Origin of the sequence: Lysobacter stagni, assembly GCF_030053425.1 — a bacterium.
GTDB lineage: Bacteria > Pseudomonadota > Gammaproteobacteria > Xanthomonadales > Xanthomonadaceae > Lysobacter_J > Lysobacter_J stagni.
Genome location: NZ_JASGBI010000002.1, coordinates 152636 through 177437 on the forward strand (window position 1 = coordinate 152636; position 24802 = coordinate 177437).

At 64.1% G+C, this 24802-nt stretch carries 24 protein-coding genes and 1 pseudogene; 15 read left to right on the forward strand and 10 right to left on the reverse strand.

Annotated elements, in window-relative coordinates:
* Window positions 1–94 precede the first annotated feature (94 nt).
* The 4 genes from QLQ15_RS17515 (at window position 95) to dxs (ending at window position 5910) form a co-directional block, all read left to right on the forward strand.
* Window positions 95–1879, forward strand: a complete 1785-nt coding sequence (locus QLQ15_RS17515) for an acyl-CoA dehydrogenase C-terminal domain-containing protein (protein WP_283214187.1) — start codon at window positions 95–97, stop codon at window positions 1877–1879.
* Between the two features lie 232 nt (window positions 1880–2111).
* Entirely contained in the window at window positions 2112–2624 is a 513-nt protein-coding gene (locus tag QLQ15_RS17520) for an HNH endonuclease (protein ID WP_432277869.1), read from the forward strand.
* A 154-nt stretch (window positions 2625–2778) separates the two neighbouring features.
* Entirely contained in the window at window positions 2779–3885 is a 1107-nt protein-coding gene (locus tag QLQ15_RS17525; RefSeq protein ID WP_283214189.1) for a hypothetical protein, read from the forward strand.
* A 117-nt stretch (window positions 3886–4002) separates the two neighbouring features.
* Window positions 4003–5910 carry a 1-deoxy-D-xylulose-5-phosphate synthase gene (dxs, locus tag QLQ15_RS17530; protein ID WP_283214325.1) on the forward strand — a complete coding sequence of 636 codons (1908 nt, stop codon included), beginning with the start codon at window positions 4003–4005 and terminating at the stop codon, window positions 5908–5910.
* Between the two features lie 68 nt (window positions 5911–5978).
* On the opposite strand, the gene QLQ15_RS17535 is transcribed toward dxs, so the two are convergent.
* Together QLQ15_RS17535 and QLQ15_RS17540 are read right to left on the reverse strand one after the other, a co-directional pair.
* Window positions 5979–7016 (reverse strand): TraB/GumN family protein, encoded by a 1038-nt coding sequence (locus tag QLQ15_RS17535; protein WP_432277870.1) that lies wholly within the window; start codon window positions 7014–7016, stop codon window positions 5979–5981.
* Window positions 7017–7082: 66 nt separating this feature from the next.
* Window positions 7083–7550, reverse strand: a complete 468-nt coding sequence (locus tag QLQ15_RS17540; RefSeq protein ID WP_283214326.1) for a cupin domain-containing protein — start codon at window positions 7548–7550, stop codon at window positions 7083–7085.
* Window positions 7551–7608: 58 nt separating this feature from the next.
* Here QLQ15_RS17540 and QLQ15_RS17545 point away from each other — a divergent pair, with 58 nt between their 5' ends.
* Window positions 7609–9459 carry a Na/Pi cotransporter family protein gene (locus QLQ15_RS17545; RefSeq protein ID WP_283214191.1) on the forward strand — a complete coding sequence of 617 codons (1851 nt, stop codon included), beginning with the start codon at window positions 7609–7611 and terminating at the stop codon, window positions 9457–9459.
* A 522-nt stretch (window positions 9460–9981) separates the two neighbouring features.
* Here QLQ15_RS17545 and QLQ15_RS17550 read toward each other — a convergent pair.
* Window positions 9982–10590, reverse strand: coding sequence for a hemerythrin domain-containing protein (locus QLQ15_RS17550; RefSeq protein ID WP_283214192.1), 609 nt, complete (start codon window positions 10588–10590; stop codon window positions 9982–9984).
* A 197-nt stretch (window positions 10591–10787) separates the two neighbouring features.
* Here QLQ15_RS17550 and QLQ15_RS17555 point away from each other — a divergent pair, with 197 nt between their 5' ends.
* Together QLQ15_RS17555 and QLQ15_RS17560 are read left to right on the forward strand one after the other, a co-directional pair.
* Complete coding sequence (locus QLQ15_RS17555; protein ID WP_283214193.1) at window positions 10788–13190, forward strand: catalase; 2403 nt, start codon at window positions 10788–10790, stop codon at window positions 13188–13190.
* Window positions 13191–13269: 79 nt separating this feature from the next.
* Window positions 13270–13830 carry a cysteine hydrolase family protein gene (locus QLQ15_RS17560; protein WP_283214194.1) on the forward strand — a complete coding sequence of 187 codons (561 nt, stop codon included), beginning with the start codon at window positions 13270–13272 and terminating at the stop codon, window positions 13828–13830.
* Between the two features lie 594 nt (window positions 13831–14424).
* On the opposite strand, the gene QLQ15_RS17565 is transcribed toward QLQ15_RS17560, so the two are convergent.
* The gene (locus tag QLQ15_RS17565) at window positions 14425–14688 is read right to left on the reverse strand and encodes a hypothetical protein (protein ID WP_283214195.1); all 264 of its coding nucleotides are present in this window, start codon (window positions 14686–14688) and stop codon (window positions 14425–14427) included.
* Between the two features lie 355 nt (window positions 14689–15043).
* Between QLQ15_RS17565 and QLQ15_RS17570 the strand changes: the two genes are divergently transcribed.
* The 4 genes from QLQ15_RS17570 to QLQ15_RS17585 all read left to right on the forward strand — a co-directional run bounded on the left by QLQ15_RS17570 (window position 15044) and on the right by QLQ15_RS17585 (window position 17449).
* Window positions 15044–15514: an Hsp20/alpha crystallin family protein gene (locus QLQ15_RS17570; RefSeq protein ID WP_283214196.1), complete on the forward strand. Its 471-nt coding sequence runs from the start codon at window positions 15044–15046 to the stop codon at window positions 15512–15514.
* A 448-nt stretch (window positions 15515–15962) separates the two neighbouring features.
* On the forward strand, window positions 15963–16919 hold the full coding sequence (locus QLQ15_RS17575) for an SOS response-associated peptidase family protein (RefSeq protein ID WP_283214197.1): 957 nt from the start codon (window positions 15963–15965) through the stop codon (window positions 16917–16919).
* 76 nt (window positions 16920–16995) lie between these two features.
* Complete coding sequence (locus QLQ15_RS17580) at window positions 16996–17196, forward strand: hypothetical protein (RefSeq protein ID WP_283214198.1); 201 nt, start codon at window positions 16996–16998, stop codon at window positions 17194–17196.
* A gap of 25 nt (window positions 17197–17221) precedes the next feature.
* Entirely contained in the window at window positions 17222–17449 is a 228-nt protein-coding gene (locus QLQ15_RS17585) for a hypothetical protein (RefSeq protein WP_283214199.1), read from the forward strand.
* Between the two features lie 10 nt (window positions 17450–17459).
* Here QLQ15_RS17585 and QLQ15_RS17590 read toward each other — a convergent pair whose 3' ends face one another.
* Window positions 17460–17696, reverse strand: coding sequence for a hypothetical protein (locus QLQ15_RS17590; RefSeq protein WP_283214200.1), 237 nt, complete (start codon window positions 17694–17696; stop codon window positions 17460–17462).
* A 642-nt stretch (window positions 17697–18338) separates the two neighbouring features.
* Between QLQ15_RS17590 and QLQ15_RS17595 the strand changes: the two genes are divergently transcribed.
* On the forward strand, window positions 18339–18635 hold the full coding sequence (locus tag QLQ15_RS17595) for a sulfatase-like hydrolase/transferase (protein WP_283214201.1): 297 nt from the start codon (window positions 18339–18341) through the stop codon (window positions 18633–18635).
* Window positions 18636–19396: 761 nt separating this feature from the next.
* Here the strand turns inward: QLQ15_RS17595 and QLQ15_RS17600 are convergent.
* Entirely contained in the window at window positions 19397–20302 is a 906-nt protein-coding gene (locus tag QLQ15_RS17600) for a cation diffusion facilitator family transporter (RefSeq protein ID WP_283214202.1), read from the reverse strand.
* Window positions 20303–20777: 475 nt separating this feature from the next.
* Here QLQ15_RS17600 and QLQ15_RS18390 point away from each other — a divergent pair.
* From QLQ15_RS18390 to QLQ15_RS17610, 3 genes and pseudogenes are all read left to right on the forward strand, one after another.
* Window positions 20778–20987: pseudogene (locus tag QLQ15_RS18390) on the forward strand (hypothetical protein); the annotation flags it as partial.
* Window positions 20969–21232 carry a hypothetical protein gene (locus QLQ15_RS17605; protein ID WP_283214203.1) on the forward strand — a complete coding sequence of 88 codons (264 nt, stop codon included), beginning with the start codon at window positions 20969–20971 and terminating at the stop codon, window positions 21230–21232. The pseudogene QLQ15_RS18390 and the gene QLQ15_RS17605, both read left to right, overlap by 19 nt.
* A gap of 369 nt (window positions 21233–21601) precedes the next feature.
* The gene (locus QLQ15_RS17610; RefSeq protein WP_283214204.1) at window positions 21602–22693 is read left to right on the forward strand and encodes a fimbrial protein; all 1092 of its coding nucleotides are present in this window, start codon (window positions 21602–21604) and stop codon (window positions 22691–22693) included.
* A 7-nt stretch (window positions 22694–22700) separates the two neighbouring features.
* Here QLQ15_RS17610 and QLQ15_RS17615 read toward each other — a convergent pair whose 3' ends face one another.
* The 4 genes from QLQ15_RS17615 to QLQ15_RS17630 are packed head-to-tail and all read right to left on the reverse strand — an operon-like array spanning window position 22701 to window position 24802.
* Window positions 22701–23090 (reverse strand): tail fiber assembly protein, encoded by a 390-nt coding sequence (locus QLQ15_RS17615; protein WP_283214205.1) that lies wholly within the window; start codon window positions 23088–23090, stop codon window positions 22701–22703.
* Complete coding sequence (locus QLQ15_RS17620) at window positions 23090–23887, reverse strand: gp53-like domain-containing protein (RefSeq protein WP_283214206.1); 798 nt, start codon at window positions 23885–23887, stop codon at window positions 23090–23092. The genes QLQ15_RS17615 and QLQ15_RS17620 overlap by 1 nt, the downstream gene beginning before the upstream one ends.
* Window positions 23874–24284 (reverse strand): DUF1353 domain-containing protein, encoded by a 411-nt coding sequence (locus tag QLQ15_RS17625; RefSeq protein WP_283214207.1) that lies wholly within the window; start codon window positions 24282–24284, stop codon window positions 23874–23876. Before QLQ15_RS17625 ends, QLQ15_RS17620 begins: the two co-directional genes overlap by 14 nt.
* Window positions 24281–24802 (reverse strand): hypothetical protein, encoded by a 522-nt coding sequence (locus QLQ15_RS17630; RefSeq protein ID WP_283214208.1) that lies wholly within the window; start codon window positions 24800–24802, stop codon window positions 24281–24283. Before QLQ15_RS17630 ends, QLQ15_RS17625 begins: the two co-directional genes overlap by 4 nt.

Consider the following 24802-nt stretch of genomic DNA (forward strand, 5'->3'; position numbering starts at 1 on the left):
CACGGTGGATCGCCTGCCCCGTTTCTCCGCCGCAAATCCAAACAATCGTTTGCTTGAGGCGGGAATCCCACCGATACGACCGCGAGACATCCCGATGAGCACCTACCACGCCCCCGTCGCCGACATGCGCTTCGTCCTTTTCGACGTGCTTGGCGCAGAAGCCCAGTTCCAGCGCCTGGGCTTCGCCGATGCAACGCGCGACGTGCTCGATGCCGTGCTGGACGAAGCCGCGCGTTTCACCGAAACGGTGCTGGCACCGCTCAATGCCGTCGGCGACCGCGAAGGCTGCAGGCTCGACCAGGCAAGCGGCCGCGTGACCACGCCGACCGGATTCAAGCAGGCCTATGCCCAGTTCGTCGAAGGCGGCTGGGCCGGCCTCACCTCTCCGGCCGAATTCGGCGGACAGGGCCTGCCACATGCAGCGGGCGTGCCGTTGAAGGAAATGATCGACGCGTCGAACCTGGCGTGGGGCAACTTCCCGCTGCTCTCGCACGGCGCGACGGAAGCGCTCATGCACCACGGCGAAGCCTGGCAACAGGAAGTGTTCCTCAAGCCGCTGGTGGAAGGGCGCTGGACCGGCACCATGTGCCTGACCGAGCCGCACTGCGGCAGTGACCTGGGCCTGCTCAAGACGCGCGCCGAACCCAACGGCGATGGCAGCTACTCCATCACTGGCACCAAGATCTTCATCACCGCCGGCGAGCACGACTTCACCGACAACATCGTGCACCTGGTGCTGGCGCGCCTGCCGGATGCGCCTGCAGGCAGCAAGGGCATCTCTTTGTTCGTCGTGCCGCGCGAACGCGTCGGCCAGGACGGTTCAGCGGGCGGTGCCAACGCCGTGCGCTGCGGCAGCCTGGAACACAAGATGGGCATCCACGGCTCGGCGACCTGCGTGATGAATTTCGACGGCGCGCAGGGGTATCTGATCGGCCAGCCGCACAAGGGCCTGATGGCGATGTTCACCATGATGAACACCGCGCGCCTGGCCGTTGGCCTGCAGGGCCTGGGCCTGTCCGATCGCGCACTGCAGAACGCATTGCGTTACTCGCGTGAGCGCCTGCAGATGCGTGCGCTGTCCGGCGCGAAGTTTCCGGACAAGCCGGCCGACCCGATCATCGTGCACCCCGACGTGCGTCGCATGCTGCTCACGTGCAAGGCGCTGGTCGAGGGCGGCCGCGTGATGGGTTACGACGCGGCGCTGCAGGTCGACATCGCGCACCATGCGCCCGACGCCGCCGAACGCGAGCAGGCCGATGTACTGGTGGGCTTCCTCACGCCCATCGTCAAGGCCTGCCTCACCGAGTGGGGCGTGGAGTGCACCTACCAGGCGCTGCAGTGCTTCGGCGGCCACGGCTATATCGCCGAACACGGCATGGAACAGCTGTCGCGCGATGCCCGCATCACCACGCTGTACGAAGGCACCACCGGCATCCAGGCGCTGGACTTGCTGGGTCGCAAGATCATGCAGCTGCAGGGCGCGGGCCTGAGGATCTTCCTGGCGCAGGTGATGTCGTTCTGCGATGCGCACGCGAACGATGCCGCGGTCGCGGAGTTCATCGCTCCGCTGCGCGAAAAGGCCGCGCAGTGGCAGCAGCTCACGCTGCAGGTCGGCAAGCGCGCTGCCGCCAATCCCGATGAAGTCGGCGCGGCGTCGTACGACTACCTGATGTATTCCGGCTACGTCGTGCTGGCCTACTGGTGGGCGCGCAGCGTCGCAGCCGCCAACGCTTCCGCGCAGCCGCAGACGTTCAAGGACGACAAGCGCGATACCGCGCGCTTCTATTTCGCGCGCATCCTGCCGCGCACGCTCGCGCATGCAGCCGCAATGGAAAGCGGCGTTGCTGGCCTGCCTGAGCTGTCCGTCGACGTGGCCTGACCTCCGGCGTGGCCTGCGGAACACGACCGCAGGCCACGCGAGTACACAAAACGTAAACAAAGGGGTATAAGCTGGTTTCCCGATGGAGACCGATAGAGCGACGCTACGCCTGGTCCGAACCGGAACCGAACGGGGTCCGGCCCGTCCCTCCTTCGCCCCACGTCCCTCCAACGACCGCCTGAACTCGGTGCGGCTGCTTTCGTTGGATGCACACGGTCGCGTGCTCGACTGGATGAGCTGGCAGGACGCGACCTGCCTCTACGTACGCGGTGCTGTCGCCTGGACGATGGGCGATCCCTGTCTGCAGGTACACGGTGGCATCAATCGACTCAGCGGCGAACGCAGCATCATCGAGCTGCACCCCATCGTCGCCGCACGCAGCCATGCGCGCGCTCATGCACTCGATCCCACTCCCGCACTGACCAACGCGGCGCTGTTCGCACGCGACGGCTACCTGTGCATGTACTGCGGTCACGACTTCAGCCGCCCGCACCTCACCCGCGACCATGTCATGCCGGTGTCCAAGGGCGGGCGCGACATCTGGGAGAACGTGGTCGCCGCGTGCTTCCACTGCAACTCCCGCAAGGGCAACCGCACACCGCAACAGGCAAGCATGCCGCTGCTGGCCGTGCCCTACCGGCCGAGCTGGGTCGAACACCTGATCCTGTCCAACCGCAACATCCTGGCCGACCAGATGGCGTTCCTGCGCAGTCAGTTGCCAAAGACCGCCCGCCTCCCGGCCTGAGTCCCGACGTGATCGTCGTCCCGCTTTGCGGATTCCGCCAGACCACGCACCGGGGGCCTGACCAAGAACGTTCGTTTCCGACGCTCTGCGCGCGTTGACGACAACAAGGGTGTCCGCAACACTCGCCAACCATTGCAAAACCACGGAAGCGACGATGCGCCTCACCCTCGGTCTGACCGGCATGGATCCGGCCACGGAATCCGCGCTCCAGGCAGCCTTCCAGGCGGCCAACGGCCGTCTCGGTAATCGCTGGGAGCTGGCGCCGGACACCGAAGCCGACTACATCATCGTGGACATGGACAGCATGTACGGGCCGATGAGCTGGCTGCGCCTTCATGCTGCCGGCAAAAGTGTCATCGCCCTGACCGCCGCTCAGCGCACGCAGGCCGACTTCCGCCTTGGCCAGCCGTTCGACGCCAACTCCGTGGGCAACCTGCTGCGCGAGATCGGCACCCAGGCCGGCGTCGTATTCGAAGAACCCAAGGCTCCGGCTCCCGCCCCGGCGGCACCGACGCCTGCTCCGGCGGCGCCCGCGGCCGTCGCTGCACCGATTGCACCGGCCCCGGTCGCGCCCGCCGCTCCGGTGGCGCCGGCCCCCGTCGCAGCACCGCCTCCGGCCGCGGCACCTGCCGCGCCCGCACCTGCCGCCGCTGCACCGGTTGTCGACACCCCGCCCGCTCCGGCCCCTGCGCCGGCTGCATCCAATGGGACGCTGCTCGACTGGCTGGCCGGGGACCGCCTGCGCGGCCGCGTGCGCGTGCGCGGCGTCGAGGAAGGCCTGCTGATCGATCTGGACCAGCGCGTCTACCACGGCCCGGCCGCACTCAAACCGTTGGCACGCCACTTCGAAGGCAAGGTCGAGTCGGCCAGCTTCGCGCCCGTCGATGCCGCCACCTGGGACAGCGAAAGCGCGCGCCTGGGTGCCTCGATGCCGCTGTCGCGCCTGGTGTGGTTCGGCAACCTGCTGGCCGGCAAGGGCACCCTGGCCGCCGAGCACGATCCGAATCGCCGCTACCTGATGGTGAAGTGGCCGCAGACCGAACGCGAGTTCCCCAAGCACTTCCGCATCGCCACGGTGATGATGAAGGGGCCGGCGCTGATCGGCGAAATCGCCGAAGCCAGCGGCGTGCCGGCGGCGGAAGTCGCCGATTTCATCAATGCCAACCTCGCCACCGGTTTCGCCGAGCCGGAGAAGGAACCCGAACCCGCGGATCCGGGCAAGGCCGGCGGCAGCCTGTTCGGCCGACTGCGCGGCCGCTGATCTTCACGTGACATTCGCGGCGTTCGGACGCCGCAGCTGAACCCGTCGGGGCGGCGCGCCTTGCCCGCTCCGGACGACGGCGGGACAATGTCGGACTTGCCGTCTGACACCGTCGTGATGATCGATCCGCAGCGTTATCCGCGTCTGTCCAAAATCAACGTTCCGGCCGACCTGCGCCAGTTCCCCGAAGAGGAGCTGTCCGCGATCGCCGAGGAGCTGCGTGCCTACCTGATCGAACAGGTCGCGCTGGTCGGCGGGCACTTCGGCGCCGGCCTTGGTGTGATCGAACTCACCGTCGCGTTGCACTGGCTCTACGAGACGCCGGTGGACCGGCTCGTGTGGGACGTGGGCCACCAGACCTACCCGCACAAGATCCTCACCGGCCGTCGCGACAACATCCACACGGTCAAGCAGAAGGACGGCGTGGCGCCGTTCCCGAAGCGCGAGGAAAGCGAGTACGACACCTTCGGCGTCGGCCATTCGTCGACATCGATCTCCGCCGCGCTGGGCATGGCGATCGCGCTGCAGCAGATGGGCGACGACCGCAAGGTCGTGGCCGTCATCGGCGACGGCGCGATGACCGCCGGCATGGCGTTCGAGGCACTCAACCACGGCGGCGGCATGGACCCGGAGCCGAACCTGCTGGTGATCCTCAACGACAACCAGATGTCGATCTCGGAGAACGTCGGCGGGCTCACCCAGATGCTCGGCCGCCTCACCGGCAGCCGCACGCTCAATGCGATCCGCGAAGGCGGCAAGCGCCTGCTGGGCGACAAGAACAAGCCGGCGGCGAAGTTCGTCAAGCGCTGGGAAGAACACTGGAAAGGCATGTTCGTGCCGTCCACGCTGTTCGAGGAAATGGGCTTCCACTACACCGGCCCCATCGATGGTCACGACCTGCCCGCACTGCTCTCCGCGCTGAAGACGCTGAAGAAGCTGAAGGGCCCGCAGTTGCTGCACATCATCACCACCAAGGGCAAGGGCTACGAGCTCGCCGAAGGCGACCAGATCGGTTACCACGCCGTGGGCCCGTTCGATCCCGAGAAGGGTCTGGTGAGCAAGCCCGGCGCGAAGAAGCCCACCTATACCGACGTCTTCGGCGAGTGGCTGTGCGACATGGCCGCTGTCGAGCCGAAGCTGCTGGGCATCACGCCGGCGATGCGCGAGGGCTCGGGCCTGGTGCGCTTCAGCAAGGAATACCCGCAGCGTTACTTCGACGTCGCCATCGCGGAGCAGCACGCGGTGACGCTGGCCGCCGGCATGGCCTGCGAGGGCGCGAAACCTGTCGTGGCCATCTACTCCACGTTCCTGCAGCGCGGCTACGACCAGCTGGTGCACGACGTGGCGATCCAGCACCTCGACGTGCTGTTCGCGATCGACCGCGGTGGCGTGGTCGGGCCTGACGGTGCGACGCACGCCGGCAACCTCGACCTGAGCTACCTGCGCTGCGTGCCGAACATGGTGGTGATGGCGCCGGCCGACGAGAACGAGTGCCGGATGATGCTGAGCACCGGTTACCACCACGTCGGCCCGGCCGCCGTGCGCTACCCGCGCGGCACCGGACCGGGTGTCGCCGTGCAGCCCAGCCTCGACACGCTGCCCATCGGCAAGGCCGAAGTGCGGCACGCCGGTTCGAAGGTCGCGCTGCTCGCGTTCGGCGCGGTCACGCCGGCCGCCGAGGCTGTCGGCGCAGAGCTGGGCCTCACTGTCGTCAACATGCGTTTCGTGCGCCCGCTGGATCGCGCATTGATCCTGGAACTGGCGCGCAACCACGCCGGCTTCGTGACCATCGAAGACAACGTCGTCGCCGGTGGCGCGGGTTCGGGCGTGGCGGAGCTGCTGGCCGCGGAAGGCATCACGCTGCCGATCCTGCACTTGGGCCTGCCCGACGAGTTCCAGCACCACGCCAGCCGCGAACAGCTGCTGTCGGAATCGGGGCTGGATGCGGCGGGCATTCGCGACGCCGTACTCAAGCGCTGGCCCGACCTGGGCCGCCCGAACATCGCGGTGAGCGCGGCAGGATGACTCCGGCGCGCTGCATAGGGATTTGTCATTCCCGCGAAGGCGGGGATGACGATTTGGAGGAAGCGCCGTCAGGGGCGCGGCGGCATTCCTTCTGACGGTACTTCTGGCGCCTCTGGCTGGGCCGCAATCGACGGCTCCTCCACCGCGTATCCCTTCGCCCGCAACTTCGCGATGTAGCCGTCAGGCTTGAGCAGTTCGCGCATCGGCAGTACCGCGAAGGTCACGCGGTTCTTCGCCAGCGCGGCTTCCGCTGCACCGAGCCAGCGCGCGGCCACCTGTTCCTCGATGTCTCCTGTGCGCTTGCGCAGCACGCCCGACTGCGCGGCTGCGCGCAGACAGGCTTCGTTCTGATCGGTGTACGGCAGCGCCTTCAGCGTCTCCAGGTCGCCCACCGCCCAGGCGTTGGCGCGGTCGCGCATCGTGCCCAGGTCGGACTCCAGCCGTTGCAGCGTCTTTGCGAAGCAGTCCAGATCCTCCAGCTTCGAGGTCCTGAACTCGTTCAACGCGGCTTTCGGATCCTGGATCATCACCTTCACCATGGTTTCGGTGCGTGGCACGTCGTACTGCTTCGCCAGTCGCTCGACGACCGGCCACACCAGGCCGCCCTGACGCAGGCCCGTGTCCTCGATGGCTTCCTCGTAGAGCTCCATCGCGGCGAGGATCGGCCGGTACGATTCCACTCCGCGGTCGTCGCCGATGTACTTGTGCTTGAGCACGAGCCAGCGCGCGTACATGTCCGGCGGCACCACCTCCTGCAGCGTCTGCCCATCCGGGTTCTTCCGCGCGCCGAAGGCCTTCGGCGCCAGTGCCAGCTTGCCGAAGAAGCCAAGGTCCGCATCGATGCGCACACCCGGCCCTTCGATGACTTCCTGCGCCTGTGCGATCACCTTCTCGACGTCGCGCGATTCCCACTCCATGCGCCGTGGCACCGGCGACACGGTGCCCAGCACCCACAATGTGTTGTCGCCCCTGCGCACCTTCCAAAGACCCGGCCCCGGCTGCACGCCACTGACGACCACGGGCTCGAGGTCACGGATCGGCAGATCGGATGCCGTTGTCTGTGCGAAAGCCACGCCCATGCCACCGATGAGCAGTGCCGACAGCATGAGAACCGGACGAGGTATCACGGCCTTCCCTCCTTGAAGTCGCTCCTGCGACGCATCCGTTACGACCTAGATGCGGGCACCAAGTTCATGCAGCACGCCGGCGACTTTGTCATCTTCCCCCAGCATCTCGAAGCCCTCCCACACGAATCCCGGCGACACGGTGCAGGCCACCAGGGTGAAGGCACCGAGTGGACGCGCGGCCTGCCAGTGACCGGCAGGCACGACGTGCATCGCCACGCCACCCGCCGACGCGCGATCCAGACGGATCGTCGAAAGGCGCGATGCGTCCCGATCGAACACCTGCAACTCAAGCGCATCGCCGTCCTGCCAATGCCAGCACTCATCGGCATCCACTCGGTGCCAGCGGCTGACCTGGCCGCGCGGCAGCAGATAGCGGATGGCCGTGAGCGCCGGTCGCAGGTGACCGTTGTGTTCGATGGTGATGTCCGATTCGTAGATGCGGCGGAAGAATCCGCCTTCCGGATGCGGAGCCAGTACGAGTTCGGCGATCAGGCGTTCGAGGGCGGCGTCCATGCGGGCATCGTAGGGCAACGCGGCGGCGATGGCGGGCAGTCCGTGCGTGTTGCCTCGCATGCCTGCGGTCTGCCACGCGATCGTTACATGGCCATCACATTCGACAGGGTACGTCGCATGCTCGAGGAACGTTGCATTGCATCACGCACGCGCATCGTCCCGGGTCGCGACCTGCCCGCCATGCCACGGCGCCCTTCCACCCTCTGCTTCCGCGCCATCCGAAGTAACGAGGACGCTCACCACCATGTCAACGACGGTGTCGGTTCTGGGGGGCGTTGGCTTGTTCCTGCTCGGCATGAGCGTGATGACCAGCGGGTTGAAAGCGCTGGCCGGATCGAAGTTGCGCGACACGCTGCGCAGGATGGCTGCGACGCCGCTGTCGGGCGCGTTCTGGGGCGCGTTCGTCACACTGCTGGTGCAGTCCTCCAGCGCGACCACGATGACGACCATCGGCCTGGTGAGCGCGGGGCTGCTCACGTTCGCGCAAGGTCTGGGCCTGGTGTTCGGTGCGAACGTCGGCACGACCGGCACCGGTTGGCTCATCGCACTCATCGGCGTGCGGGTGTCGCTCACCTCCGCCGCGCTGCCGATGATCTTCGTCGGCGCATTGCTGAAGCTGCTGGGCCGCGAGCGCTGGTCCGCGGCAGGGGGCGCGCTTGCCGGCTTCGCGTTGGTGCTGCTGGGATTGACGACGCTGCAACAAGGCATGGGCGGACTGGCCGAGCAGTTGCAGCCGGCCGACTTCCCCACGGTCTTCGGCCCGGGCGTCAGCCTCTGGTCCAGCCTGTGGGGCGTGCTGGCGCTGGTCGCATTGGGGTTGGCGATGACAGCGGTGATGCAGTCGTCCACGGCTGCCATCGCCGTCACGCTGTCGGCACACTACGCGGGTGCCATCGGACTGGATCAGGCGTGCGCGCTGATCATCGGGCAGAACATCGGCACCGCCACGAGCTCCGCGCTGGCCGCCATCGGTGCCAGCAGCACCGCCAAGCGCCTGGCGTTGGCCTATGTGTTGTTCAAGGTGATTGCCGCTCTGATCGCGCTGGTGGTTTTTCCGTTGACCACGCCACTGCTGGTGCGCGCTTCGACATCCATCGATGGCGTGACGCTGCTGGCCGCCTATCACACGGCCTACAACGTGGTCGGTGTCGCCTTGCTGCTGCCGTTGATCGACCGCTTCACGCAAGTGGTGGAGCGGATACTGCCCGAGCGCCGATCGCCGCTGACGCGATGCCTCGATCCGGCCGCGCTTTCAACGCCTTTGGCTGCAGAGGAAGCCGTGCGCCGAACGGTGGCGCGCGCACTGGAAACCACCTGCAGCGCCATCGCCTCCGCATTGGCCGCGCCCACTGAAGCCGCCGGAAAAGTGAGCGTCACGGCGGCGCAGGCCAGCGACGCGTTGCGCCAGGCGTGGGAGTTCATGTCCGAAGCCAGCGGCCCGCCTGAATCGAAGACCGAGCAGGAGCGGCTCACCCGCACACTGCACGCACTGGACGAGGCGTCCCGCGTGGCCGAGATCGCAGGCGAGCCCGGCGGACTGGGCGCAGCGTCCAGCGAGCCGGACGATATGCGCGGCACCGCGTTGTGCATGAAGGCGATGGCGTGCGCGATCCGGATTGCCCACCATGTCGGCGCGCTGCCCGGTGACCCTCATGACGAGTCAGGCCACGTCCCAGACCTGCGAGCGGATGGTGTGGCCATCGCGTCGGCGATGAGCGAGCTGCAACACAACGCGAATGCCCTGCGCGAGCTGCAGCGCGCGCACCGGACCAAGGTGCTCGCCTCCGTGGCCGCTGGAACCGTCAGCGCGAACGACGCGACCGCGCGGGTCGAGACGCTACGACGTCTTGAAGTACTTGCCCGCCATGCGCGACTTTGCGCGGAGTATCTCGTTGAGGGTGGGGTTTGATCCGCCTCTGCGTGGCTGGCGTCGGTGTTGTCGCGTGCCCCACCGATACGAAGCCCGGCGGCCCATGGCAATGCACACGAAGTCCCATGACCTCGCGCAGAACCTTGTGTGGATAGGGCCTTCCGGACTGCTCCGCGGAGCGCGGAGAGGATCTTGACTGCAACGATTGGTCGGGACGGCCGGATTTGAACCGACGACCCTCTGCCCCCCAGGCATGTGCCCTGACCCGACCATCCCTTTGATCCGGAAGGATTTAGGACTGAGATTCGGCCGCTCAGCGGACCTCATTCCGATCACGTGGAATCAACTACTTGCAAACCGATAGGGTGATGCCCAAATGCCCGCTTTCGACCCAAAGCGGACGTCCGTCCGATTCATTCCGGAGCACGCATGTCCTCCAATTCGGAACCGCGCTCCATCGAAACGGTGTCGGTTGACGCACGCCAGGACGAGGGGCTGATCTTCATCAAGGTGATCGCGTCCATGGGGGTTTCTCAGTTGCGCTGGTTACGTGCCATCGCTCTACTGCGTCATCGACTTCGCCATGCTCCGGATGCCGGCTTTCGCCTTCTCCCCTGCGATCATGGCCGCGGAGGCACTGGACTGCTTCCAGTTCTCGTAGTCCTCGTCGAACTGCGCACGCTCCTGCGCGGAGAACATCTGGCGCGCCATCTTGAACATGGTGCTCTCTTCCTCCTTCGCATGGTGGTCGACGAACTCGCCGAAGACCTTCGTGCGCCCAGCAAACTCAGGGCTTCCCGGATCGGCAGCATGGACTTCGGGGATGACGGTGTTCTCCACGGCATGGTGCTCCGTATACGCCTCGGCACAGGCTTGCAGGCCTTCCCGGTCCGCGCGTTCCTTGAAGGCCGGGTAGAACACCGTCTCCTCCCACTTCGCGTGGGGAATCAGCGCATCCTCGATCTTCTCCAGGAGTCCTTCGCGCTTCTTCACGCCCCGGTCCGTTGTTTCCTTGAGCTCGGCGAACAAGCCGCGCAGCTCGTCGTGCTCTGCCTTCAGCGTCTTCAGGATGTCACGTGTCATGAAAGTGCCTGCCGTTGTAGGTGGGTGCGCCGAACATGGCACCTTTCCTGTCGAGAATGCGTGGACGCTCGTTTCGTCACGATGCATGGACGCTGCGCGTTCACCGCTTCGGCACTCTCTCGCGCGTAGCTTGGAGCGCCGCGTGGATAGGGCACATAACGCGCTCTTCGCCAAGTTGAACGAGATCTCGCGAAAGACCACGCGGCGTGCACCCGCAACGCGGCAGTCTGGGGTTGGCCAGGGATGTGATGCCCTGTCCATCCCACCGCATCTGGAGAACGTCCATGGCCAGCCGAAAGAAGCCCGCCGCAGCCAAGGAAGCGAAGCCACGCAAGGCCAGCACGAGCAAGGCAGGCGGGACGGCAAAAGGCGGTCGCGGCAAGGAGGGCGGCGATGGCGCCCTCGCGAATCAGGAGCGGGAGGTGCAGGCAACCGCAGCGGCGTTCCCGCATAACGCGAACAAGGCGACCGAGTACGGCCGCGAAGGCGCGTTGGATCCGCCCGAAGGTGCGCATGTCGACGTTCAGTCGTTGGTTGGCGCCAGTACCTTGAGCGAATCGCAGGTGTCCGCGAAGGCGGGAGCGCGTGCGGCATCTGGCGCCAGTCCGACGACGGAGCCACTGGATCGCGTTCGGGTGGACGCGGGCGGAGAGCGCCTCACAACGAATCAGGGCGTTCCTGTCGCGCAGAATCAGGATTCCCTGAAGGCGGGCCTGCGAGGGCCCGCGCTGCTTAAGGACTTCATCCTCCGGGAGAAGCTCACGCACTTCGATCACGAGCGCATTCCCGAGCGCATCGTGCACGCGCGCGGCTCCGGCGCGCACGGCTATTTCGAGTGCTACCGGTCGCTGCGCAAGATCACGCGCGCCGCGCCCTTCCAGCAGGACGGCAAGATCACGCCGGTGTTTGTGCGCTTCTCAACGGTGCAGGGCGCGCGCGGCTCGAAGGACACGGCACGCGACGTTCGCGGCTTCGCGGTGAAGTTCTACACCGACGAAGGAAACTGGGACCTGGTGGGCAATAACATCCCGGTGTTCTTCATCCAGGACGCCATGAAGTTTCCCGACCTGGTGCATGCGGTGAAACCGGAACCCCACCACGGGATGCCGCAGGCCGCCTCGGCGCACGACACCTTCTGGGACTTCGTGTCGCTGATGCCGGAGTCCACCCACATGCTGATGTGGGTGATGTCGGACCGCGGCATCCCGCGCAGCTTCAGGATGATGCAGGGATTCGGCGTGCATACGTTCCGGTTCGTCAACGAGGCCGGTGAATCTCGGTTGGTGAAGTTCCACTGGACACCGCGCCTGGGCACGCACTCGCTGGTCTGGGACGAGGCGGTCAAGATCTCTGGCGCCGATCCCGACTACCACCGCCGGGACCTGTGGGAGGCCATCGAAGCCGGTGAGTTCCCGGAATGGGAACTGGGCGTCCAGGTCTTCACCGATGAACAGGCGAACAAGTTCAGCTTCGATGTGCTGGACGCGACGAAGATCGTGCCGGAGGAGTTGGTGCCGGTGGAACCGATCGGACGCATGGTGCTCAACCGCAACCCGGACAATTTCTTCGCGGAGACCGAACAGGTGGCCTACTGCACGGCCCACGTCGTGCCGGGCATCGATTTCACCAATGACCCGCTACTGGCCGGGCGCATCCACTCCTACGTCGACACGCAGCTGTCCCGCCTGGGTGGGCCCAACTTCCATGAGATCCCGATCAACGCCCCGATCGCACCGGTCCACAACAACCAGCGCGACGGGATGCATCGGCAAGCGATCCATCGGGGACGCGTCGCGTACGAACCAAACAGTCTTGGCGGAGGATGTCCTTTCCAGGCCGGGGCTGCCGGCTTCGTTGCGTTCCCGGAGCCCCTGCGAGCTGAGGAGCTGCGCGGACGCCCGGAGAAGTTCGCCGAGCACTTCAATCAGGCGACGCTGTTCTATAGCAGCCAGAGCGACACGGAGAAGGCCCATATCGCGGCAGCGTTCCGGTTTGAGTTGAGCAAGGTTACCGTGCCGGCGATTCGCGAACGCATGCTCTCGCAGCTCATGAACGTATCGGCCGACCTGGCAACCGAAGTGGCCAACGGGCTCGGGATCGGTGAGGTGGAGCCCGCGCCACTGGCCATCGAGCGGGTTCCCCGGCCGGAGGTGAAGGAGTCCGGCGCCCTGTCGTTGCTGTCCCACCCCGGCGACGGCGGCATCCGCACGCGCAAGGTCGCGCTACTGGTTGGCGATGGTGTCAATGGTGCGGCGTTGGCAGCGGTGCATGCCGCGCTGAAAGGTGCTGGCGCGATGCCGCGGCTCGTGGGGCAGAGGGTGGGCCCGTTCACCACGCGCGAGGGGCGCGCGATGGAGGCAGAGGCTTCGCTGGAGAACGAGCCAGGTCCCCTGTTCGACGCCGTCGTGCTTCCGGAAGGTGAGGAGGTGGTGCAGGCGCTGATTGGCGACGGTCGCGCCATCGAGTTCGTGAAGGAGCAGTACCGCCATTGCAAACCGATTCTTGCCATTGGCGCGTCGAGCGCGCTCCTTCAAGCAGCGGGGGCATCGCCCGAGCTGCCGGACGGGAGCGAGGACCCGGGCATCGTGCAGGCCGATAGACCTGACGACGACAGCATCGCCGCCTTCGTGGATGCGCTTTCGCACCATCGGCACTGGGAGCGTGAGACAGATCCGCCCGGCGTTTGATGGGCCTGATCGCGGGCAGACAGAGCCGTAGACCGCACAACGAAGGGCCGGGGTGCAGGCTCAGGCCTAATGTTCGCATATGCCAGCAAAACCGCCAGCGTTGCTCATCGTGGACATGATGAACCTGTTCGAGTTCGAGGACGCTGCCTCGCTGGCATTTGCGGCCGTTCGTTGTGCGTCCGTGATAGAGCGGCTGCGCACGCGGTTCGATCGCGCCGGTGCGCCTGTTGTCTATATCAATGACAACTTCGCCCACTGGCAGGGCGAGTTTCGTGATCTGGTGGCGCAATGCATCAGCACGCAGGGTCCGCCTGCTGAGATCGCGCGCAAGCTGGCGCCTCGCAGTAGCGATTTCCACATTCTCAAGCCGAAGCATTCGGCCTTCCTCGCCACACCGCTTACGGTCCTGCTCGCCAAGCTTCGGACGCAACGCCTGGTGATTACCGGAATCGCAGCCGACTCGTGCATCCTCGCGACGGCCCAGGACGCCCACATGCGGGAGTTCGGGCTATGGGTACCTGGCGATGCAGTTGCTGCCCAGACATCCGAACGCAAGGCGCGGGCGCTGGCACTCATGGCGCAAACATTGGGCGCAGACGTGCGAGGGGAACGTTCGGTGCGGGGATTGTTTCCGCGCTGACCGGAGCGCCTTCGACACTGGGGACCTAGGCTGCACCTGGTAGATGTAGGTGAATATCGTGACTGGGCGCAACCTAAGTCGGGAGTGCTCGTGCCTGGTTCGAGCCGAAGTTCATCTGGCTCGTCGTTGGCGCGCTGCTAATGCAGCCTGTTCGATTGCCTCACCACGTGCGTCCTGGCAAGCCTCGCGAAGCTAGGCACAGCTCACGCCGCGCGAACCTCCGCTTCTGACCGATAGCGGTCATTGAGGTAGGGCGGTCGGCTCGGCCAGTGCCAATGTCCGCTTCCCAAAGCGGACATCGCCACCATTGGGGAAAGTGCATCCACGATCGCGAACCTTGCAGGTCGAGGATCCGGAAGGGAGGCATCACGGATATCAATCGGGAGCCATCAATTGCTGTGGCGGTGCTGGACATTGATCTCGGAGGCGAGAGGGGTGCCGACGTCGCCACCCTGCTCACTGAACGAGGGATTCCGAATCTGGTTGCAAGTGCATACGTCGACGACGAGATTCCGGCTGCGATGCGCGGTGGACCCCACTTAAGGACCTTGAGCTTGCTTTAGCAGCCTGTCTCGACCAAACAACCAGCGCTACCTAACCCGCCGGGGCTTGGTCGCCGTTCTCGCGTTGGTGGAGAATCTTGGCAGCCTGCGCATCGGCGGCAGCCCGATGTTGGAGGGATTTGCACATCTCGATGCCGGCCGACGTCAGACCCAGTCCTTCCTCGTCCTCAACCACCAATCCGCTCTCGATGAGCCGGTCTCGAACGACGGAGTCATCATCGGTCAGCGCAGTGTGCTGAGAGATCCTTTTTAACACCTCCAGTAAAGCGAGGTCTTCAAGCGAAATTGGATCCATGGCCGTCGGCGCGGGCGCGGCGTACTGCCGCCAGAATCGAGACTATACCAACTGATCGGTCCGGCAGAATCCGCCTCCAGCCGCGGAGGATCAGCTTCTCAAGCCGCAAGGGCTTTACCCCGCTGCCAAATGTACGGTTCTGCCCGCTAGAGGACTTCTGGAATGCCTGAGCGCTGGGAACGGTTTCGGCCCAAGGCGGACATACCTGAAGGGTAATTTCTACGAATTTTTGACGACCCTTAAGAATCGCCAACGGACCTGCATCCCCCGCTTGAAAAGACGCGTCGGCGCGCTATTTTTCAGCCCGGATGGGACCTGCCACATCCGGAGATCAACGCTTTTTTGGAGAGATGCGATGAATCAGATGGCTCGCTTTCCGCAGTGGGGCGGACAGGGAACCACAGACCCAGTCCGTCAAATCATCGATCGCCTTTTTGAAGGCAACTTTTTGCAGGGCGGCTCCAGGGACGAATCGTCAGTCGTGACAAGCCAATGGATTCCGTTAGTAGACATCAAGGAAGAGCAGGACCGCTTCATCCTCTATGCCGATATTCCCGGCGTAGACCCTAAGAACATCGATGTGCAGATGGATAGGGGATTGCTAACCATTAAGGGAGAGCGTACCTCCGAGATCGAAGAAAGCGAACGCTTCTCCCGCATCGAGCGCCAACACGGAAGCTTCCACCGCCGTTTTGCCCTCCCTGATAGCGCCGACCCTGAAGGGATTACGGCGACCGGTCACAACGGCGTGTTGCGGATCATGATCCCGAAGCGTCCCGAGACCACCCCTCGCCGTATCCAGGTGGGATCAACCTTCAACAACTGATCTAGTAGCGCCCCGCAGAGGCGGGGCGCTTTTTACCTCAATGTTGGTGGGAGCCTATGGACCGACTGACGGAGGAAGCGCTTTGCGATTTGCAGGCTCAGGTTCTTGTCCTTCGCATGGCACTACGGGCTTTGATTCGTACGCATCCCGATCCGGACGCCTGCTTGGCTGCATGGCGCAGGACAGTTCCGGATATTGCGTCCGGTCCTGCGGTGTTGCCCGTGTACGCTCGTGGCAGCGAATACGTCACCGAGAGGTGCTTTGCGTTTGCTGAGGACTGGACAGCCGAGTTGGTCGAACACGCGGTTGCATGCAAGGGCAATTAGTGCATCTCCACGCGCCAGGAGAGACCGGATGACGGCGGGGATGACCGCTTCTGGCCGAAAGCGGTCGCCACGTTCGCGCGACGCGGGACTATAGTTCCCGCAGCCCATCAGGGACCGGCGCAATGTGCTACTCCGCCCAGATCTGGGCCGACTACAAGAAGTTCACCCGCCAGTTCGGTGCCATCCTGAGCGTCGGGGAGTTCACGCGGATCTACTGGGAGCGCCGGGAGGGCGGCAGCCCCAAGATTCCCAAGGCGATCGAGCTGGCGTTCACGGAGCCGCGGGACGAGTTGGAGGCCCAGGTGAAGCAGATGATCGACGAGGCCCGCGAGGCTGAGCTTGGGCGGATCGGGGCGCGCATCGCCATTCAGCAGGAAAAGATCGCCGAGGCTGAGGCAGCCCTCCAGAAGCGGGTCACCAAGAAGTCCCGGGAGATCATCCGAGTCGCGAACAACCGGATCGATGCCGAGCAGGCCAAGGCCGACAAACTCCAGCGCACCGAGCCCGCGGAAGACGACGATCGGATCTGGCCCGGCGACTACACGCTGGTCATGGTCAAGGAAGGCGACCGGAAGGTCGTTAAGCCCATGCGCTACCAATGCCGCCTGCCCGGCTGGACACTCGCGGACGAGAAGGCCAAGCCCGGCACGTACAACGCCCGCCGAGACAGCCTGCGCAGCGTGTGGAAGCGCCTCTACGGCTACAACCACGGAATCATGGCCGCGACGCATTTCTACGAGCGCGTGGCCCGCCACGACTACGAACAGCGCGCGCTGGCCGATGGGGAGCGTCCGAAGAGCATGGAGCTGGAGTTCACCCCGCAGACGGGCGAGCCCCTCTACATCCCCGTGCTCTGGTACGCCTGGACTGATGGCGTCGAGGAGCTACTGTCCTGCGCCGCGATCACGGACAACCCAGAGCCAGAGGTAGCCATGACTGGGCATGACCGGACAATCATCAACATCAAGCCTGAGCACGTGGATGCGTGGCTGAATCCGGACCCGAAGAACCTCGCCGCCATGGACGCGATTCTTGAGGACAAGCGGCACCCGTTCTACGAGCACCGCATCGCAGCTTAATGACGTTTTTTGCGGTTCCTCGACGTCGACTTAACGATCGTCGCGGCAAATTTTTGGCCCTAGCGAGGGGCTGGCCATGGCGACAACAAGCGAAGACCTAGAGGCCTTTGAGGCGATGATTCCTGTGATCGTGGAGGTAGTTCCACAGGAGGATGTTCTCACCGCGTTTAGCTGTTACATCGAGCCGGTGGTGGAGAGAGCAGCGAACCGCCTGATAGCGGAGGCGCAAGTCGAGAACATCCTCCATCGCCATGGCATCGCCACTCCGGGCCTTTGACCCGATTGCGCGGACAGACATAGCCATGACCGAACGCGACTGGACCGGTCCGACACGACCACCTTATTCGGCGCTGATTCGCACTATTGGCGAACAGACTCGGGAGCTCTACCCGGAGGCCGATTGGAACGACGTCTCCCGTAAGTTAGAGCGCTTGTGGGGAAGCTACGTAACAGGGCTGGCGTGGGGTGAGGTGTCCGAAAAGATTCGGGCGGCTTGGGAGGACGCCGGTCCTTTCACCGAGCGAGATTGAACCACTCGGGCTAATGCTGCCTATGCTCTTCGGGCACGTAGCCGAGACCGATCAGAATGTCCGTGATCCGAATGCTTGCATCCTCGATGCAGTCATCGTTCGCGACTTCCCGAACCTCGTCGGCTAGGTCTGCAAACCTAGGAAAGAAGTCACCTTCGTCCGGAAAGCGCTCCTTCAGGTCGTCCGCGAGCAGCCGCAGCTGCTTGAGGAGTGGTTCCAGTTCGGTCCAAGCGAGCTTCGGCGTCATCGGGCGATCCTCGTGGCGCGGCGCCCATGACGCCGGTGGATGTACGTGGTCGCAGGACGCTCGCCGCCAGGCAGGCTCAGATGCGCGAACGATCCAGAGCTGGCGCCGACGGCCTCGCGAATCTCGCGCTCCCACTTCCGTGCCCACTGCGCCAAGTACCGCTCGGCGCCAGTCTCGGTGCATGTGAAGACATAGCGCGGTAGCCCGGCGGGGCTCATGCACACCCGCCAGGGCGAGTCGGGATCGTGGTTCGCCGGGCACGCAGACGCAACGACGCGATCACCCAAGTACAAGCCCGGGCCGCCCACGTATCGCTCGAAGTGGAAGCCGTCAGGAAGCATGGCGCCATCCTACGAGCGCCTGTCTCACGGCCTGCGACCGTTAAGCGGACGACGGCCCAATGTCCGCCATCGGCCAGAAGCGGACGCTCGCAGGCGCCGGATAGTTGCTGCGCGTCCGAGCACGGGACTGCCCATCCACTAGGCATGCTCCTTGCCGTGCTACATGCGACGCCCCCTTCGCTGCGAGGAACGCAAGAGTTCGCGGCCGACTGGCAGGCGTTACGGGAGAAATACTGTGGCCACTACAAAGGCAGCGTCTGGTCGGGGCGCAGGCCCCGCTGCTTCACGACCGAACATCCTGGTGATCTGGGGCGACGACATCGGCATGTGGGATGTCGGAGCCTACACGCACGGCATGATGGGTCACACCCCCAACATCGACAGCATCGCTCGCGACGGCATGCTATTCACCGATCACTATGGGCAGCCGAGCTGCACTGCGGGTCGCGCGGCGTTCCTGATGGGGCAGTTGCCGATCCGAACGGGAATGACGACCGTCGGCATCCCCGGCTCCAAACGCGGTATCCAGGCGTCCGCCCCCCCATTCGACAACGGGCGTGGCGATCGATGCGTTTACCGGACCCAAGGGGCCGTCTAGTCAGTAGTTGGTCGCGCATGGCGTGCTCGGCGTTTGGCCAACAAGCCTCAGGTGCTTTGCAGCTCTAGCGCACGGTGGGATTGGACCTCGTCAAGCTCACTGGCATCTGACTCAATCGGCGATATAGCCGCACTTGCCCTTGGATAGGCCACCATTGGTAGAGGAATATCTCCAGTGGTCTCCATAGAGCCACCCACCCCCCGATGACGAAACTCTCCCTGACCAAGGTCGCATAGCTGTCTTTCAGGGCCCCTGCAACTAGCTCTCCTATGAATATGGCGGCGGTCAAGAACGCTAAACCGATCATCAAGCTAATTCGACCAGTTCGAAAGAGCGCTTTTAATTGCAGGCGAGAATGATCGGCGCGTCGAGAGAAGTATTCCTTGACCGCAGTTCTGAAGGCAGTCTCATCTCCACCTACTGCAACTTGGCTCCCTACCTGCACGTGCAGGGCCAATTCCTGCCTGGGCGGCAACTGGCTAGCCCACTCAACGATGTAGTTCACGGCAGCTGAGTCTAGATCACGTTCATTGAACGGAGCCGGATCCATCGAATTGAATAGTTGTCTGATGTCGGTGATGTGCAATGCCAGCGTCTGACTCTCTGGTCGTGACGGAGGTTTCGTAGAGCTCACCTCCCCGGATCCGGACAACCATTTCTTCATCGTGTTCCTCGCTCTGGCCAAGAGTGAAACCACACGCCCGGTACTAACGTGGCAAGCTGGGTCATCGCTCAGCCGACACGACTCGGGCTGTTAGGCGCTACAACCATCGCTCATCGGAGGTAACGCTCAGTGTAAGCCACAGGTGCGAGCCATCCTCGCCAATATCTGCGGCGATCTGGCTGCGCAATGCATCGAGTCGATCCACGGCGCCGCCTTCGTGGCCGCTCGGCGCCAGTAGATGGATCTCCACAAAGCGAGCCCGCCCCGACTTGGTCACGTAGCTGGTGACGTCGACGAAACCATGCGAGGCAATTGCATTTGCGATTGCTGCAGACACGCGCGTCTCCAGGGCCCGCGGAGCGATCTGACCGACCTCAGCCGCCGCATGCCATATCGAGCGGATCGGAATGGGCAGCAAGGCCAGGGATACAATGAGAAGGACAGTTCCGTCGGCGTATTTGACCGATGAGGAAAACTTGCCGTCGGCCATGGCCAAGGCTGCCAGGAAGCCGAGCAGCAGTCCAAGGCTCAAGCCTCCGCTGACCACCCAGCCCCTCGCGTCAAGCGCCACCAGTCCCGACCCCGTACGCTTTGCGGCCCGGTGCATCACGACGGCCATGGCGAAGGCCAGCACCGCCGTTAGCGCCGCCCAGATCGCACCTACTCCATATTCGACGTCCGTGGCGCCGCCGCTGCGCAAATCTGCGACTGCGGTCAGCGCTGCGTACACGCAGGACAAACTCAGCGCTACGCCCCCAAACAGTTCAATCAAGGGCTCAAGGTGCCAGAACCCAAACTGGAAGCGGCGCGTTCCATTTGTAGAGATCAAGCGGGCGACCATAAGCGACCCAATGGTGATTACAACGTCGACCAGGTTGTACATGCCATCGAAAAGAATGGCTCGCGAACGCGTAACCAAGCCGATAGTCATCCCAATAACACCCAGCACCACCGTGACGCCGATGGAACCGATCAAGTGTCGCTGTTCGGAGCGGTGATGCATGGGCAAGCTTCTCGACAAGTCTGCAGAGCACATGTACCCGGTCGGAGGGCATCGTTGAACTCAACTGGGCGGCTAGATTGCGCCCCGCCAGCAACGTGGCACGCCTTCAGGAGGCAACGGGATGGGGCCATTGCCTGGTGAGACAGACGCCGAATGCTAAACCCAGGTGGACCGGGGAACTGTTAAGGCCCGCCTGAGCTAGCTACAGTCGGCCATCTGACGACACGTGACGTGCATTGGAAGACCGGGCAGAGCTGTCGGATCGATGCTGGGACCATTGGCGTAGGGCGGAGGACACCTATGTTGGTTCCCATCGCCCCCCGTTCACGAGCGCTTGACTACTACGCAAGTCAAATTCCCTGTCTCCAGCGGGCTACCACCATGAATAGCGTGCATGGAAGTTGCGGCCAACATCGGTCGCGTCCGCGCGCGAGATGCTGTCTGACCTCAGGCGCAGCGCCCCTGCCCCGCGGCTCGCGCAGCAATCACCGACGCCCCAGAACCAGAGGTTGTCAAGGCCGGCCACGACCGCACGATCATCAACATCAAACCAGAACACGTTGAAGCCTGGCTCAATTCGGACCCGTCGAACGTGGCCGCGATGTATGCGAGCTTCGACGACAAGCGACCCCCTATTACGATGATCGCCCGACGTGAGGACTATAAATGTCAAAGCCAAAGATGATCAGCGTGGTGCTGCAAGACGGCGCCGAGACTGAGCTCAAGGGCATTCTCGGCCCTTGGCTCCGCAGCAACGAGTTCGCTTCTGCTTACGTGAACTGCTTGGCGATCGAGCCCAATGGCCCCTACTTCTTAATGAAGCTCCAAGTGCCAGACACAATGCTCGAGATGGAAGTACAAATTCCCCACCCCTACGTCAAGGGCACGCTCTGCGCAGCCGACTTGAGAAAGCTAGGCTTCGGTGAGTAGCCAAAGCTGCCGGTGTTCAGGCGGCACGCACCCGAGTTCAACCAGGATCGACGTGGCGCTTGCCCTGGGCAACGCTTCCGGCCACGCCGCGCTATTCCCGACCGGTCCAGTAGATGGCGACGCGGCATCGGGGCACCCCGTCCTTGCGGTCACAGACGCCGCGCAGATGTAGCGATCGCCCGGATAGCTGGCGCCGTCGGAGTCGACCCAGAAGAAGTTGGACGGGAGCATGCATTCATCTTAGTCCCGGCCATCTCAAGAGCCGAGGCCTTGATTCTGAACGGGCCACGATAACTGCAACTCCTTGTAGAGACGGAGATCAACTCGCGGTGGTCTGCTGTAGAGGACTTCCTGCATGGCGTCCACCTCATGCCCGTAGTGTTTCCGTTGAAGGGCCAGCGCGTCCTCACCTGCCTCGCCCTCGCGATTCTATTCACGCCGGCCGCCAAGGCGACCGTTACCTGCACAAGTGGACCTACGGCGGTCATCACGAAGGCGTGGGCACAAGAAGGCATTGACTGGACGGCCCCCAAGAACACCCCGGTCAACACGGCCACCGTCGAGTACACGTACACCCTCCAGAAGACGGGAAACACGTCGGAGGAAGTAGCGTTCGAGGCACACTGGGTCAACGGTACAGCGGGCAGTTGGTACGCAGAAGCGAATGCACGGGGCTTCTTCGGTGGGGCCCAGGGCTACGGTCTGTCGATGATGCTAGGCAACGGGAATTACGTTACCAACTCGGGGCCGGCGTACTCGACAATGACTTTGCCCACCGCGGGCACGTACACGTTAAAGACCACGGTGTACTACTCATTGAAGAAGGTATCGGACACAACGACCGACGGCCTGCTCCTCTCGTTCGCCTCCCCGCTATCCTGGTCGGCGCAAGTGAAGAGCAATGGCACCTGGACCAAACCCGCCAGCTGCCTGTCTGGTGGTGGGATCGACCTCCACACCCTTGCCCTTGGTATTGGCCTGCATCCTCCGGCGCCCAAGCCGTCCGCCGTCTGCACGGTCAACAGGGGCCAGCCGATCAACATCAAACTGCCGCCTGTCGAAGTTACCGAGTTGAATGGGCTCGGTACGCTGCCCCCCAATTATCAAAAGAACGAGTACCCGCTGCATTACGTGTGCACCGGCACGGGCGGCGTCGTTGATCCGAACTATCGGATCGGCCTCATAGGTACCAAGGCGGGCACCACCAAGGCGCTGCAGAGCACGAACCCGAACGTCGGCGTGATGGTCGAAGCGGTAGACAGTCGAGGGGGCGCGCCCCAGGCCCTCGTGCCAGGGACGGCCACCACCGCATCGCAGATTCGCCTGTATGACGCCGGCAAGAGCGGCGGCACCACGATGAAGCTCCTGAGTTATCCAGTGCGAAGCGGCGGAAAATCGGCAAGCGACGTGAAGCCTGGCGAGTTCAGTGCGAGCGGAACGTTGCGAGTGTTCACAGACTAGCGCGGGCTCAATTACCGGTGGGCTCCGCAGGCCAGAGGATCACTGCGGGAAAGCCCGATGTCGCTGGCAAATCTCGGAGCTGCTGTCGGTAACCCAGCCAGGCGGCACGCTGCGCTTCGCTCTGCGGATAATCCGGCATGGCCCGGTAGTCGCTCGCGGCCAGTAGCCGGTCACGCCGACGCCGCGCCAGCACCGTGACCTCCTCGACACCCGGTGCGGGTTCGTCTCCGAGTTTCGGGAAACCATCGTCGCCAGCGACGATGCGACGTCCCGCCGCCTGCCCTTCGAACAAGCTTGCGTGCCGCTCGGGCGTAATCTCAACGACGTCCTCTGGCATCTCGTCATGAAGGCCATTGAGGTAGAAGCCGCCGGTTGTCGCGCTGAAGAAGGTGTCCATCAAAAGCCTGTCGCCTCCCAGAAGAAGCCTTCGAAATAGTCCGCAACGCTGGCTGGGCTTTGCACATAGGTGCTGAAGCCAGTAAGGGAAGGATCACCCGTCACCTGGATGAAGCAGTCGATGTCCTCCCAATTGCCGTTTCCGCCGCCGCTTCGATTCCAATCGAACACGGCCACCGACAGGCAAGCATTGGGAAATGCCACCGGAAAGGTGATGGTCGGTCCCGTTCCTTCGCGTCGCACGCCGAGGTAGCGGCCCCACTGTGTGATCTTTCCGCTAGGATCACGATGCCACCCGTTCTGTGTGAACGAATGCGTGAAGCCGCCGAGCATCCCGGACTCTCCGAGGATCGCCGCAATCGCGGCGCGCACGAACGCGGTAGTGGCGACCAAAGTGCTGTTGTCGTTGGTGGCTTGGGTGGGCGCTCGCGGCGATCCGGTGAAGTCCGGACTCTCCCGCGGCGCAGCGCCCAACTGATCCAGCGTCACACCGTGCGGGTTCTCCCGGTCACGGATGTGCGCGAGCAAGGCGTCAGCCGACGCAAAGTGCTCCGCATGCTCAGAAACGGAGTGACTGATGTGCCACAAGATAGCGTCCAGAAGCAGGCCGTGATTCCCGCTTTCACCGCGCATCATCGCCGCCTCGATGACGCGCATCTGCGCTTCCTGAAAGTCGTTCATCCACGCCGCGCCGACCTCCGTGGCGGGCCTCCCCGTAAACACGTCGCCATCTTGAAAGCCATCCTTGCCGGGCCCGTGCAGGTCGCGGGCTCGGGCAGGCGTGCTAATTCTGTCCATCTTGGCAATCCACCATGGGTTGTTTCGTCGCGACCGCACAAACGTAAGCGCCGCGACCGAAGAGGCGCACCGCGCCGTATATGAGCCGACGGCGCCAGGTGGGCACGCGCAGCACCCCCATCGCCTCGAGGAAGATGCGATCCGCACCAGACTTCGTGCCGATCGCGTTCGCGTACAGGTAGTCGTGCACGATCGCGGCTTTCGCATAGCGACCATGGGGCGGAAATACCACCCACAGGAGCCGAGGCACGCTGGCCAAGTCGGTGACCGTGCCGGCGGGCACTCGGATCAACTCCTCGCTTGGGAAGCTGCCCACGTGGTACTCGAAGTCCGCGAGAAGCTCCCACCGGTATCGATCCAACAGGCGCAGATCCGCAGGCGTCGTGAATGAACTCAAAGCGGCACCTCCGGGTACAGCGGGCGCCACGCGTGCAGCGCCGCGGCGGCATCGCACTGCGCAATCCAGTCGCTGCACTCCCGGCGCCATGCGATCGCCCTGCCGCTGGCGACCTTGAAATCGTTGGCCAGGCTGACCACCGCTTCGCAGAACTGCTGCTTCCCCGCTTCGTCGAACGGACCGCCGATCTCATCGAGTAGGAGCGTCGGCACCGATCGGGATGGATCTGCCAGCCACGCTTGCGCTTCGGATAGTTGCGTCGGCCAGGTCATGGCCTCGGTTCCAGGGTAACGCGCGAGGATCGGCGCGAGTACCTGATCCACCATCGCGTGCAGGCGCTCCGTAGCCTCGATGCGCGCCATCTCAATCGCCTGCGTGCCTTCGTTGGGCGGGTTCTCCTCTGCCCATGCCTGGAAGCCGGGCCACCGTTCATCACCCGCGATGGTCACACCACTGCGGCCGGCGACGTCGAACCAAACCGCAGCGTCGTCGGTGCCTGAAATTCGTTCGTATCGCAT